Consider the following 13,182-nt stretch of genomic DNA (forward strand, 5'->3'; position numbering starts at 1 on the left):
GGCAAGGGGCAGGATGAACTACGTTTGGGACTTCGCGATCCTCGGCAAGTACAGCCATCTGTTCTGGCTCGGGCTCGGCTGGACCATCGCCTACACGATCGGCACCATCATCCTGGGGACCCTGATCGGCGTCATCGTCGGCATGCTTCGCGTCCGGCGTATCCCGGTGATCGACTGGCTCCTGATTGCCTATATCGAGCTGTTCCGCTGCACGCCACTGCTCGTGCAGATCATCTGGTTCTACTACGCCTTTCCGGTTGTGATCGGGGTGAATATCCCCGCGCATGTCGCGGCCGTCAGCGTGCTGTCGCTCTATGGCGGCGCGTTCTATGCGGAAATCGTGCGCGGCAGCATCGAGAGCGTACCGGTCGGACAGTGGGACGCCGCGAAGGCGCTCGGCTTCCGCGGCTGGCGCTTGATGCGGCTCGTGATCCTGCCGCAGGCGCTGAAGCCGATGATGGCGCCCTATGTCAACCAGTCGGTGACGCAGTTGAAGAATACCTCGCTGGTGTCGATCATTGCCGTGCCCGATCTCGTCTACAACGCGACGCTGATCAATGCCGACACCTATCGGCCGCTCGAGGTCTATACCATCGTGGCGGCGATCTATTTCGCGATCCTGTTTCCGTCGACGCTTGCGGCGCGGCACCTCGAGCGCGGCCTGACCTATGACAAGGTGTGAGATGAGGTGATCTCGACCTTGCGGCTCTTTGTTACCCAACGACGATCGTGGAGGATCTTACTTTAGGTTGTTTCGGGGGAGGCGATGGCCGGTTCATCGAAGGCTTTCCGCAAGCATGGCACCTACGTCTACGACGTGGCGGCAACCATCGCCCGTTACGGGACCGCTGCGCTGACGATCGAAGCGATGCAGGAGGCGCAGATGACGCACGCCTGGGTACGCATCCACGGTCAATCGGCATACCCCGTGGCCACAAAAAGGGTGATCGGCGCGTTCATCGACCAGGTGATGAAAGTCGGCATCGCCGTTGCTGGGTGGGGCTGGTGTCAGGGAAGCGACCCGGAAGCGGATGCGAGGCTCGCCGTGCGGGAGACGGCGTCATTCGGATTGTCGGATTATATCGCCGATATTGAAGAGGGCGTGCACAATTCGCATTGGAGCGTGGCCACAATAGGTGGCTTCTGCACGCGCGTAAGGTCCGGTGTCGGCGGTAGTTTCGGAATTACGACCTTTTCTCTCATCGACTGGCACGAGCCAGGGCTCATGAAGGCTGCGTTGCCGTTCGTCGACATGTTCAATCCGCAGGTCTACTGGCACCATTTTCCCAACAAGAAAATGGTGAGGCAGTTCAAGCGCCCTGATGGCACGGCGTACAGTCAGGACAGGGCCTTTGATTACGCCGATCTTTGCCTGGATCGGTGGGAAAAATTGATGGGCGATTCGCCAAAGGATATTGTGATCACCGGCCAGGCTTATTGGGGTGAGGGGGTGCCTGCCTTCTCGGAGGGAGATGCCGAAGACAAGGTTGACGAGTTTCTCGTCGGGTGGGCTGGATACAGGCGCGTCATCGGCTTGAACTGGTGGCACTTCGGTGGCAGCCAGTCGATGAGCCACCGTATGCGGAACGACATCAACAAGGCAAAGCTGGGCGCCAAGCCATACAAATAGGTGGAGGCGACAGGACTTGACCCAAAAGGACTCTCGCCAATTGCCTCCGTGAAGTTGAGGATGATCGTGACCTCACGCGCTCGTCAAATATTCAGCTCCACCGGCACGTCCTCGGGTTTGACGCCGCTCAGCGCCAATCCTTTGACGAACCATTCGCGCATCTGGCCGACGCCGCGGTTGTAGTCGATCCACACCGAAAGGAAATCGCGCCAGCGCTTGTCCGGCTCGCGCCGCACCGCCGTGCTGCTCGCGATCGTGACCGAGGGCGATTGCAGGATCTTGTAAGTGCCGAGATTCGGGTTCTTGGCAATCGCGGTCAATCCGAGCACCAGCGCGTTGACGACGCAATCGACCCGGCCCGACGACATTTCGAGCATCACCTCGTCGCGTGACTTCAGCGACTTGATGCTCGCGTTCGGCGCGAAGCGCCGGGCGACCGCCTCGTTGGCCGAGCCGACGTCGACCGCGATCTTCACCTCGGGCTTGTTGATGTCGGCCCAGGTCCTGGCTTCCAGGCCCTTCCTCAGCATCGCGCCGAACGGATGCGGGAACACCAGATTGGTGAAATCGACCACCAGCGCGCGCTGCGGAGTCGGGTTGAGCGCGAAGCCGAGATCGATCTTGTTGGCCTGCAGGTCGAGGATCGAATTGCCGTAGGTCGATTCGACATATTCCAGCTTGACGTCGAGCAGCTTGGCGAGGTCGTTGGCCATCTCGATCGAGAAGCCGGACCATGTGCCGGAGGCGAGATCCTTGTTGAAATAGGGCAGCTCTCCGGGGAGGACCGCGATGCGCAACACCTTGTTGGCCCTGATACGGTCGAGCGTGTTGTCGGCGGCGGGGGCCTGGGCGGCCGCCGGCGTCGCCAGCGCGGCGGCGAGCGCGGCGCCGCCGCCGATGCCAAGCGCGTAGCGCAGCGCGTCGCGGCGATCTTCGGAAATCTTGCTGTCGTCGGATTGAGTCACGAGGGCCTCCCTGCACCAAATCGGGAGAGCCTAGCGTCGGCGTCTATCGGCAGCAATAGCACGGCCCGCGCCAATAGTGGGCGGGGTGATCCGGTCGTTGCCTATCTCTTCGCCTCGCCCCGCTCGCGGGGAGAGGGAATAACAATGCGCTAGAACCGCGCCGGCACGTACATCTCCGGCGGGATCGGGCCGCGATGATAGTCGGGATTGTGCACCCGCGGCGGCAGCACGACCGGTTCGTGTTGAACCGGCTGGTAGGGAATCTGGCTCAGCAGATGCGAGATACAGTTCAGCCGCGCGCGCTTCTTGTCGACGGCGTCGACGATCCACCACGGGGATTCGGACAGATGCGTGCGCTCCAGCATCGTCTCCTTGGCCTTGGTGTATTGCTCCCAGCGGGTGCGCGCCTCGACGTCCATCGGACTCAGCTTCCATTGCTTCAGCGGGTCCTGGATTCGCATCGTGAAGCGGAACGCCTGCTCCTCGTCGGTGATGGAGAACCAGTATTTCAAGAGAATGGTGCCGGAGCGGATCAGCATGCGCTCGAATTCCGGCGCCGAGCTGAAGAACTCCTCATATTGTTCGTCGGTGCAGAACCCCATCACCTTCTCGACACCAGCGCGGTTGTACCAGCTGCGGTCGAACAGCACGATCTCGCCGCCGGCCGGCAGATGCGCGACATAGCGCTGGAAGTACCACTGCGTGCGTTCGCGTTCGTTCGGCGCCGGCAGCGCCGCGATGCGGCAGACGCGCGGGTTGAGGCGTTGGGTGATGCGCTTGATGACGCCGCCCTTGCCGGCGGAATCGCGCCCCTCGAACAGCACGACGACCTTCTTCTTCTCGTGCTGCACCCAGTCCTGCAGTTTGACGAGTTCGCCCTGTAGCCGCAGCAATTCGCGGAAGTAGAACTTTCGATCCAGCGTTGGCCGTCCGGCGAGCGCCTCCTGGTCGAGATCATCGAACCTGCCATCGTCAAGCTCGAGTTCGAGCTCCTCGTCGAGACTATCGGATATGTCCTGTTGGATTCGAGCGCGAAGGGCTTCATCGATGAGGGCGGAGGAGGTCATGAAGGTCGTCTCTCGGTGGTTGGGCGGACCGTGGGGAGCATTGACGGCCGGTGTTACTCTTGTGTGACATTGCCGTGACGGCTACTTCACACGGCGGCCTGCGACTGTGCTAACAAGCGCCAACAAGACCAAAGGGAGAAGCCGATGATCACGCTCACGCCAGGAGATGTTCTGCCGGAGGATGGCGCCGCCGGTACATTGGTCGGGCGGGTCTGGCTGCCGCAGGCCGGCGGCCCGGCGGTTGTCGCGGTGCGCAATGACGGCGTATTCGATGTCAGTGCGCAGTTCCCGACGGTGAGCGCGCTTTGCGAGCAACAGGATCCGGCGGCCGCGTTGCGCGAGACCCGGGGCGAGCGGATCGGTGACTTCGATGCGATCCTGGCCAACACGCCGCCCGACGGCCGGAACGGGCAAAAGCCTCATCTGCTCGCGCCGGTCGACCTGCAGGTCCTGAAAGCCGCCGGTGTGACGTTTGCGATATCGATGCTGGAGCGCGTGATCGAGGAACGCGCGAGAGGCAATCCGGCCTCCGCCGAGGCGATCCGCAAGGAGGTGGTGAGCCTCGTCGGCGACGATTTCTCAAAGCTGAAGCCGGGCTCGTCGGAGGCCATGAAGCTGAAGCAGGTGCTGATCGAGCAGAACGCCTGGAGCCAGTATCTGGAGGTCGGCATCGGCCCCGACGCCGAGGTCTTCACCAAGGCGCCCACTTTGTCGTCGGTCGGAACGGGCATGGATGCCGGCCTGCATCCGAAGTCGACCTGGAACAATCCGGAGCCGGAGGTCGTGCTCGTCGTCTCGAGCGGCGGAAAGATCGTTGGTGCTGCGCTCGGCAACGACGTCAATCTGCGCGATTTCGAGGGCCGCTCGGCGCTGTTGCTGTCCAAGGCCAAGGACAACAACGCTTCCTGCGCGATCGGCCCGCTGCTGCGATTGTTCGACGACACATTCTCGCTTGACGACGTCAGGAAGATGGATGTCGGTCTCACCGTGAAGGGGGCGGACGGCTTCGTGCTCGAGGGCCACTCCTCGATCGGCAAGATCAGCCGCGACCCGACCGACCTCGTCGCCCAGACCATCGGGCCGGTGCACCAATATCCCGACGGCTTCGCGCTGTTCCTCGGCACCATGTTCGCCCCTGTCAAGGACCGCGACGCGCCGGGGCAGGGCTTCACCCACAAGCGCGACGACATCGTCACCATCGCAGCGCCTGAGCTCGGCAAGCTCGTCAACCGCATGCGCAACAGCGACGAGTGCGAGCCCTGGACATTCGGCGTCGGCGCGCTGATGAAGAATTTGGCGCGGCGGAAGGTGCTTTAGCGGGCGCCCGTCTCACTCGTCTTCCCGGGCGACAACCTATAATCTGCCGGGCGAACGGTTTGCCTCGCGCGGAACCGGACATTTGGAACCAAGGTTTGGTTTTGCCAACCGGCCGCGAAGGTGTCGCTATCGGAGCGCGTTGGTTGGGTGTACGATTGTGTTTGTAATTGATGTCGCGAAGGGGAATTCAACCAGATGTTGGATGAATGAGCCGCGCCGATGGAAGAGAAGTCTTCTCAAATCAGGTTGAAACAGCCGCGGGGCGTTGTGCTGACAAATATGGCCGTCGCAGCGTTGATCATTGCTGCGCTCTATTTCGGTCGCGAAATCTTCGTCCCAGTCGCGCTGGCGGTTCTCCTGAGTTTCGTCTTGGCGCCGTTCGTCATACGCTTAAACTCCTGGCGAATTCCGCGCACGCTTTCTGTGCTGTTGGTCGTCTTCATCGGATTCTCGATCATATTTAGTCTGGGCGGCTTGATGGTGTCGCAGGCAACGCGGCTCGCCGCCAAGTTGCCCGGCTATCAACAAACGTTGAGCGACAAGATCGAAAGCCTGCGCGGCCTAATGGGTGGCTCCGGAACGTTGGAGCAGGCGTCCACGGTCCTCAAAGAACTGAAGACAGAGCTGCAAAATCGGGATGCGGCCGGTCGGCCTGCCAGCGAGCTCGCGAGGCAGCCATCAGACAAGGCGGTACCCATACCGGTCGAAGTCAGGCAGCCCGACCCTGGTGCTTTGTCGACGCTTGCCGCGATCATCCAGCCGCTGATTTCGCCTCTGACGACGACAGGCATCGTCGTGATCTTCGTGGTCTTTATCCTGCTGCAACGGGAAGACCTGAGAAATCGGCTCGTTCGACTTGCCGGATCAGCGGATATTCAACGGACGACCGCCGCGCTGGACGATGCCGGCAAGCGGCTGAGCAAGCTCTTTCTTACCCAGATCGCATTCAACGCCGTGTTCGGTCTTGCAATAGGCATAGGTCTTGAACTTATCGGTGTCCCCTCGGCTCCGCTATGGGGACTGATCGCGATGATCATGCGATTCGTGCCGTATATCGGTGCTTTGATATCTGCGGTATTCCCGCTCATTCTCGCCGCGGCCGTGGGGTCAGGCTGGCAGATGCTGATACTGACCGCAGCATTGTTCTTAGTCCTGGAGTTGCTCGCTGGACAAGTTCTCGAACCCCTGATTTTTGGCCATAGCTCGGGGCTTTCCCCGGTTTCCATCATCCTGTCAGCGTCATTCTGGACCTGGCTTTGGGGTCCGGTCGGGTTGGTGTTGGCCACGCCCCTGACCATCTGTCTCGTCGTCGTCGGGCGGCATGTCGATCGACTTCAGTTCCTCGACATCATGCTTGGCGACCGACCTCCGCTGACGCCGCCGCAATTGGCTTATCAGCGGATGTTGGCGGGTGATCCCATTGAAGCGGTCGAACAGGCGCATGAATATCTCAAGGATGCGTCGCTTGAGAGCTACTATGACGCCATCCTCTTGAAAGGCCTGAGGCTTGCAGAAGCCGACCGCCAATTGGGCCATCTCGATGAGGAGCGATTAAATCGGGTCGTCTCAACCGTCGAAGAGGTGGTTGCCGAACTGGAGGCACACCATGACGCGAGAGCGACAGAAGCCGCGCTGCCGGACCTGAGCTCAAGCCCCGGCGCTGCCATCGCAATCGAGCAAGCAAGATTCCAACAGGCTGTGACTCAGGAACAACAAGCCCCGTCGCCTTCGGTTGTGTGCATTCCTGGAGCCGGGCGACTGGACGAAGCGGCGGCGCTTGTGTTGGCGCAGCTTCTGCGGCATCGGGGATTTGGGGCAACAGCGGAAAAGGCGAGTGCTTCATCGATTTCGAAATTGTTTGCGTTTGAATTGGCGGATACGTCGGTTGCATGCGTCTGCTATCTGGGTCAGCCGTCCGCCGCCAAAATTCAGCACACCGTCCGGGGGCTAAATAGAAGGACTGACGAAACCCGAACCCGTGTCCTGCTCACGCTGCTCGGAACAGAGGCAATAAAGTCGGTCGAAAGCACAGCCGGCGCGCTGGTAACAGGCGGTTCGTTCGGTGCCACCTTGGAAGCGATAGTCCAAACGACCTCAGAGCAACCAATTGATGCGTCGGGCCAGTCCAAGACAGCTGCTGCCGAATAAAATCAGATCTTTTGCGATGCGCCGGTGAGGGTTGGCTCATAAGCGCGACAACATCGTCGCCATCGCCGCGCCACAGCTCGGCGAGCCCGTCAACCGCGCGCAACAGCGACAAGCGCGAGCCATGGACGTTCGGCGTCGCCGCGCTGACGAGGGGCCTTCTTTCGACATCTCCCGAACGCATCCGCTCGTCGTTCCATCGCCGCATGGGCGTCGGCCTCTTGATCGGCAAAAGCCGGTTCGCCGGTCGAAGCAAGCGCGAACAATGCGACGGCCAGATAGCTGGCGACGCGGGCCCGAAAGGCCGCCACGAGCGGACCTTGGCAATTCGCACGATGATCGCAATCTTTAGTGATCTGGAGGCCGTTACCGGCTACCACGATGCGGCCGCGCGCACCACGTAAGAACGGGGCTGATTGATCGGGAGGACATGCAATGCGTTCGGTCCTGGCATTATGCCTTTTGACGGCTCTCTGTACTTCCGCAAACGCCGTCACAAGAGGGCATCATGCCAAGTCGCGACAGGTCATCGCTCGTCCCAGCCAGGCCGTCGTCCCAAGCTACGTCACTCCGAGCGGTGCGCGGCTCTATCGCGACGACTCCGTCCAGGGTGGTTGGCGGACCGACCACGACGACCCTCCAGCCTACGATGATCCCTCCAAGTATGGCGGCGGCTGACCTGCGGCGCGCAACAGCGTGGCGCAGTTGAAGCGATGTTGCTCGCTGGCTAAATGGCGTGATCGGCGGAGTGATGGGAGAATGCTCGCCTACTTGGATTTTTTCGGCGCGCGCTTTTTTGGTCCAGATCTGCCTACCGGCTCGGCATCGTCGCCTTGGCATGGCCAGGCATCCCTGAAAGCTTCGAAGGCAAGGGTAATGCCAGGCTGGTCCAATCGATCCGGATTCTGGTCGAGATACCGCAAGAGAACCTTGGCGCTTTCCGAAATGCTGCCGAGCGCCGGAGGGCATGCTCGCACGTCAGATGGCAGATTCGGTGCAAAGAACATGGCAGTCTCGATCATTCCCTCGCATGCGCCGGCGGACCGTGCCTCGCCGTTATCCTTGAACGAGCCGTTAACGAGTAGCTCGCAAAATTTCTGCGCATCCGCCCCTGTATCGACAACTGTGCCGTTGGCCTGTCCGGTGACCAAAAGCGCCAGGCTAACAACAATGATGTAGACCCGCATCATCATATGCCGCCCGCATCGATAGCAAACGCTTTCGGCTTCATGTCGCCGAACGCCATAGATCCAAGTAGATAACGCGCCGAAATGACATGCACCCGATCATGAAGATACGGATCCGCCGGATCAATCGCTGCGTAGAGCTCTTCACTCCAGTCCATTTGCTTCTCCCCAGGGGGACATGCCCCACAAGATCCCGGCACGTCAGGGCTGCGTGCAGCCGCCTCGCTCCACACGCGTGCCGATCGCCTATCGATCCGCAAAAAAAGGCCCAAGTGGGGCTGGGGCGGCGCCCTCCAACCTGATTGATCAGGTTTCTTCCGACCTGGTTTCCTTCGCTTGGGCGTCTCGTAGCATAGGGTTCTAAATCTGATTCCTGACAAAAGCGCGGGCGAACTTGAACTCGCAGCCTTCGATGCGGCGATAGCGACCCTGCAAGAATGCATCTCACATGCTTGAGATTTGGCGCGCGGCGTCGGGATCGGTAGCTTTTGGCTCAAAGCGGACCAGAGCGGCGCCGCTGGCTTTAATTGCGGCGCCTCACTCGGCAACGAGCGAGTCGCGTTGGGGCAGTGCGACTGCCGGATTAAGTCGCTTGCGATAGGACGTGTTTGAGCATTGGATAACTTGCCAAGATATCAGAGCAAGACCTGAGGCTACGCCGAGTCGGTCCCATTAACCGCACGCAGGCAGGCTTGCAACCTTCATGGGCGCTCAAGAACAGATACGCGGCGGCGTCCATCGAGCCCTCGAACCTGCTACGGCTACATGCGAGCCGCCCAAATGTCCAATGTGCGTTGTGTTTAAGACCTTGATGCGAATCGCGGACCGGCTCGGAAGGCCGCACGAGTCATGAATACCTTGCTGCTTCTGGTGATTTCCATGGTTGCAGGTCTGCGAGAAGCGAGCACGCAGGATGCAGAATGCATCCGCGAACGCGCCGCCATGATCGAAACCATCCGCGGCTACTTCCGGTCCGACGTCGGTGTTTTTGGACAGCACGGGCCGTCGGAGAGGGTACTTGAGGCCATGGGGCAAACACGACGCCACCTGTTCATCCCTGGGCGCTCCTGCTCCGTCGCATACGCCGACATGCCGGCTCCGATCGGCTTCGGCCAGACCATATCGCAGCCGTTGATCGTCGCCTTGATGACTCAGTTCGCCAACGTTGCGCCCGATGATCGCGTGCTCGAAATCGGTACGGGCTCGGGCTATCAGGCCGCCGTCCTGTCGCGTCTGGCGCGAAACGTCTGCACCATCGAGATCATCCCGCAATTGGCCGAGGCCGCCGCCAAAACACTCAGAGACCTCGCCTATGACAACGTCAACGTTCGGCTCGGCGACGGATATGCCGGCTGGCCGGAATGCGGCCCTTTTAACGCAATCGTCGTGACCGCCGCGCTCGGGCAGGTGCCGCCGCCCTTGATTGAGCAGCTTAGAGTGGGTGGCCGCCTGGTGATGCCGGTCGGGCCTGCATACACCACTCAGCAGCTCACGGTGGTCGAAAAGACCGGTCCTGACCGGACGACAACGCGCGCCGTCGGTCTCGTGCGCTTTGTGCCCTTTACGCGCTCGCGGGACTAGCAGCTGAATGACGCTCTGCCGCGGATTTGCAGAGGGGGCCCGAAGCGGCCATTTGCGTTCCGTTTCAACCACGGGGGATGCAAAGCAGAGGCGGGAGCGCACGCGTTACATGCGCTCCCAGCGTTGGTAGAAGTTTTCTCTACTGACCTGGGCGATTCTTGATCATCTCCTCGATCTTCTTCTTCACCGATTCGAGATTGAAGGAGGCCGGGTCCTGCATCGGCGGGTAGTCGATTGCAGTCAACGCCAGCTTCCCGACATACTGCTGAACCAAGACGAAACGCCAGAACTCGCGGGCGAAGAAGTCATTGGTGTAGCCAGGGGCGCTAGTATTCCAGGACTCGCCACGAAGATTAGGCGTGCGCTCGAACGGGTCCTGACGAATGTTGACCATCGACGGCATGTCGGTGGTGATCTTTTCGCCGGGCCAGCCCCAGGGCTGTGCAAAGAACGTGAACTTGAAATTGTCGATGCGGACCGCGCCCAGCGTTGCGCCACCGAAGTAGAAAATCTCCTGGCGTTTGGACGGGCCCTTGCCGGTGAGCAGATCGATCTGGTTGTAGCCGTCAAGGTGGTTCTTGTAGGTGCGGTCACCAAGCTTCACGCCCTTGAGCAACTGCTCGGTGATATTCGAGTTGCCCGCCGCCGCCATGAGTGTGGGCAACCAGTCCAGCCCGGAGAAGATTTCGTTCTGGACCGTTCCCGGCCTGATCCTGCCGGGCCAGCGGATGATGCACGGCACCCGGAAGCCGCCCTCGCCGACGGTGCCCTTGGTGTTCTTGAACGGCGTCATGCCGCCGTCCGGCCAGGTGAATACCTCGGCGCCGTTGTCGGTGGTGAAGATGACGATGGTGTTGTTGGCTTCGCCCATGTCGTCGAGCTTCTTCATCAACGCGCCGACGCTGTCATCGAGCTGCGCCATGCCAGCCTCCTCGAGACCGTAGTTGGTCTCGCTGTTCTGCATCGCGCTGTATTTCTTCGAGAGGAAGGTCCACACATGCATGCGCGTGGTGTTGTGCCAGACGAAGAACGGCTTGCCCTCCCGTTTGGCCTTGTCCATGAAGTCGCTGGAAGCCTTCACCAGCACTTCGTCGAAGGTGGTCATGTCGTACTTCGCCTTCAGGAACGGCAAGTCGTGCATGTTCGGCACGTTCGACATATCGGGGAACGGCGGCAGCGGGCCTTCATCGACGATCCTCTGCTTGCCGACCTTGCCCCAGCGGGGCATCTCGGTCTGATCATCGGTGTCGGTCGCATAGCTGTGGATCAGGCTGCGCGGACCGAATTTGTTGTAGTAGTCGAGGTTCGACGGAAACGAGTACCAGTAGGGATCGGACATCGCGTCGAGATGGTAGAGATATCCGAAAAACTCGTCGAAGCCGTGCAGGGTCGGCAGGTACTTGTTGAGGTCGCCGAGATGGTTCTTGCCGAACTGCCCGGTGGCGTAACCCTGCGCCTTCAGCGCGGTAGCGAGCGTCACCGCCTCGGCAGGTATCCCGACATCAGCGCCGGCCTGGCCGACCGTCGTCAGCCCGGTGCGTATCGGCAGCTCACCGGTAATGAAGTTCGCGCGGCCTGCCGTGCAGCTCGCTTCGGCATAATAGTCCGTGAACATCATGCCTTCAGATGCCAGCCTGTCCAGGTTCGGCGTCTTTCCCGACATCATTCCGCGATGGTAGGCGCCGATGTTGAACCAGCCGACGTCGTCGCCCATGATGACGAGTATGTTGGGCGGCCGTTGTTGTTGCTGAGCCACCGCGGGCAAATTGGCGAAGGTTAAAGTGGTGGATAGTGCGACTGCGCTTGTCCAGATAAGGTTACGGATACTCATGGTGTTTTCTCCGAATGATTTCGGACTGCTTATGCAGTGAGAGGACCCAAAGTGCTTTCAGGCTATGAACGCGGGGAGCCATGCAACAACATGTTTCCATGCCCCGCATGGAGCTTACGGGGCTTCGCCAGGTAGGGTGGCAATTTGCCACCTCGGAAGTTAAGGGGTGATCGGTTGTCTCACCTTTGATCTAGATCAATGCAATCCACCAAGCCTGTGGGGCAGTGCGGCCAGGAGTGACAGATGCGCATCGGCTTCATGGTCGTCGCTATCTTCGCCCTCGGGTCAGGCGCGTTGGCCGAGAATTACGGACGGCCGACCGCAATCCTGGTCAGTCCGATTCACGAGGCCCAGATTGTCCGCGGCGACGACGGCAAGGACCACGTGGAATACGAACTTCTGGTCGTCAATGTGTTCTCCGAACCGGTGACGCTGTCGAGCGTTACCGTCCTCGATCCCGCCGGAAAGGAACTGATGCGGATCGAGGGGCGCACCCTTGCTGCCGCGACCCAGACTCTCTTCGCGAAGACAGCGACACCGGTCGTTCCCGCATCCGGCGCCGTCTCGGTTGACGTCGATCTGATGCTGCCGCCGGACACCGCGCAGGAGCGGGTCACGCACCAGATCGCTTACACCCTCCAGGCTGGCTCGGAGCTTGCTTCGATGGTCGACAACCTCAAGGTTGACGCACCAGAAGTCGCCATCAACCGCCGGCCAGCCATCGTGATCAGGCCACCCATCAAGGGGAACGGCTGGCTGGCGACCACGGCCTGCTGCAAGCCCAACGTCCACAGGGACGAGCGGATCGCGATAGACGGCGTCCGCATCGAGACGGGAGAAACCTTCGCGGTCGACTGGGCCAGAGTCAAGAACGACAGACTCTTCGACAGCGACGGCAAGAGGGTCGAACACTACTACGGCTTCGGCGAGGACGTCCTCGCCGTTGCCGATGGGACCGTGGTCTCGATCCACGACGGCATGCCCGATCAGACGCCGTTCGTCTTGATGGTCCCCAAGTCGAAGTCAGACTATGGCGGCAATAACTTGACTCTCGAAATCGCTCCGAATGTCTTCGCCTGGTACGCGCATTTGCGCCAGGGCAGCCTCACGGTGAAGGTGGGTGATGCGGTGATGGCGGGGGCGCCCATCGCGAAACTAGGGAACAGCGGCCCCTCCGAAGGGCCCCACCTGCATTTCGGTCTTCTCGACAAGCCGGACGCTATCGCCGGACGGAGCCTGCCTTTCGTCTTTGACAGCTTCACCCTGGTCGGCACGATCGATTTCGACGCATCGAAGGGGGACCGACTGGCGATCACGCCGGATACGCGGCAAGTTCGGTTCGCGTATCCTCTCTACGGCGGCATCCAAAACTATCCGTAGTGCGCTACCATCGATCAGTCTGGTCCAGGATTGGCCGCGAGGACTCGGCGCCATAAGCAGACTCGTGTCGGGTGAGGCA

The 13,182-nt window shown here is 60.8% G+C and carries 12 protein-coding genes; 7 read left to right on the top strand and 5 right to left on the bottom strand.

Annotated features, from left to right (window positions below; translation table 11 throughout):
- The first annotated feature begins 13 nt into the window (after positions 1-13).
- Positions 14-682, top strand: a complete 669-nt coding sequence (locus tag JQ553_RS14640; protein WP_212500660.1) for an amino acid ABC transporter permease — start codon at positions 14-16, stop codon at positions 680-682.
- An 84-nt stretch (positions 683-766) separates the two neighbouring features.
- Positions 767-1,630 (top strand): hypothetical protein, encoded by an 864-nt coding sequence (locus JQ553_RS14645; protein ID WP_212500661.1) that lies wholly within the window; start codon positions 767-769, stop codon positions 1,628-1,630.
- An 83-nt stretch (positions 1,631-1,713) separates the two neighbouring features.
- Here the strand turns inward: JQ553_RS14645 and JQ553_RS14650 are convergent, their stop codons facing one another.
- Together JQ553_RS14650 and ppk2 are read right to left on the bottom strand one after the other, a co-directional pair.
- Entirely contained in the window at positions 1,714-2,595 is an 882-nt protein-coding gene (locus JQ553_RS14650; RefSeq protein WP_212500662.1) for a transporter substrate-binding domain-containing protein, read from the bottom strand.
- Positions 2,596-2,744: 149 nt separating this feature from the next.
- On the bottom strand, positions 2,745-3,662 hold the full coding sequence (gene ppk2, locus JQ553_RS14655; RefSeq protein WP_212500663.1) for a polyphosphate kinase 2: 918 nt from the start codon (positions 3,660-3,662) through the stop codon (positions 2,745-2,747).
- Between the two features lie 144 nt (positions 3,663-3,806).
- Here ppk2 and JQ553_RS14660 point away from each other — a divergent pair, with 144 nt between their 5' ends.
- From JQ553_RS14660 to JQ553_RS14670, 3 genes are all read left to right on the top strand, one after another.
- Positions 3,807-4,979: a fumarylacetoacetate hydrolase family protein gene (locus tag JQ553_RS14660; RefSeq protein ID WP_212500664.1), complete on the top strand. Its 1,173-nt coding sequence runs from the start codon at positions 3,807-3,809 to the stop codon at positions 4,977-4,979.
- 219 nt (positions 4,980-5,198) lie between these two features.
- Positions 5,199-7,127, top strand: a complete 1,929-nt coding sequence (locus JQ553_RS14665; RefSeq protein WP_212500665.1) for an AI-2E family transporter — start codon at positions 5,199-5,201, stop codon at positions 7,125-7,127.
- Between the two features lie 203 nt (positions 7,128-7,330).
- Positions 7,331-7,528, top strand: a complete 198-nt coding sequence (locus JQ553_RS14670) for a hypothetical protein (RefSeq protein ID WP_212500666.1) — start codon at positions 7,331-7,333, stop codon at positions 7,526-7,528.
- A gap of 363 nt (positions 7,529-7,891) precedes the next feature.
- Here the strand turns inward: JQ553_RS14670 and JQ553_RS14675 are convergent, their stop codons facing one another.
- Both JQ553_RS14675 and JQ553_RS14680 read right to left on the bottom strand, forming a co-directional pair.
- A complete protein-coding gene (locus JQ553_RS14675) occupies positions 7,892-8,311 on the bottom strand; it encodes a Rap1a/Tai family immunity protein (RefSeq protein WP_212500667.1) in 420 nt (139 codons plus the stop codon).
- Between the two features lie 2 nt (positions 8,312-8,313).
- Positions 8,314-8,469 (bottom strand): hypothetical protein, encoded by a 156-nt coding sequence (locus JQ553_RS14680; RefSeq protein WP_212500668.1) that lies wholly within the window; start codon positions 8,467-8,469, stop codon positions 8,314-8,316.
- A 691-nt stretch (positions 8,470-9,160) separates the two neighbouring features.
- Between JQ553_RS14680 and JQ553_RS14685 the strand changes: the two genes are divergently transcribed.
- A complete protein-coding gene (locus tag JQ553_RS14685) occupies positions 9,161-9,892 on the top strand; it encodes a protein-L-isoaspartate(D-aspartate) O-methyltransferase (RefSeq protein WP_249144278.1) in 732 nt (243 codons plus the stop codon).
- Positions 9,893-10,031: 139 nt separating this feature from the next.
- Here the strand turns inward: JQ553_RS14685 and JQ553_RS14690 are convergent, their stop codons facing one another.
- Positions 10,032-11,723: an arylsulfatase gene (locus JQ553_RS14690; RefSeq protein ID WP_212500669.1), complete on the bottom strand. Its 1,692-nt coding sequence runs from the start codon at positions 11,721-11,723 to the stop codon at positions 10,032-10,034.
- A gap of 243 nt (positions 11,724-11,966) precedes the next feature.
- Here JQ553_RS14690 and JQ553_RS14695 point away from each other — a divergent pair, with 243 nt between their 5' ends.
- Positions 11,967-13,103 carry a M23 family metallopeptidase gene (locus JQ553_RS14695; RefSeq protein WP_212500670.1) on the top strand — a complete coding sequence of 379 codons (1,137 nt, stop codon included), beginning with the start codon at positions 11,967-11,969 and terminating at the stop codon, positions 13,101-13,103.
- Positions 13,104-13,182: the final 79 nt, after the last annotated feature.

The sequence above is a fragment of the Bradyrhizobium lablabi genome, assembly GCF_018131005.1.
Classification (GTDB): Bacteria; Pseudomonadota; Alphaproteobacteria; order Rhizobiales; family Xanthobacteraceae; genus Bradyrhizobium; species Bradyrhizobium lablabi_D.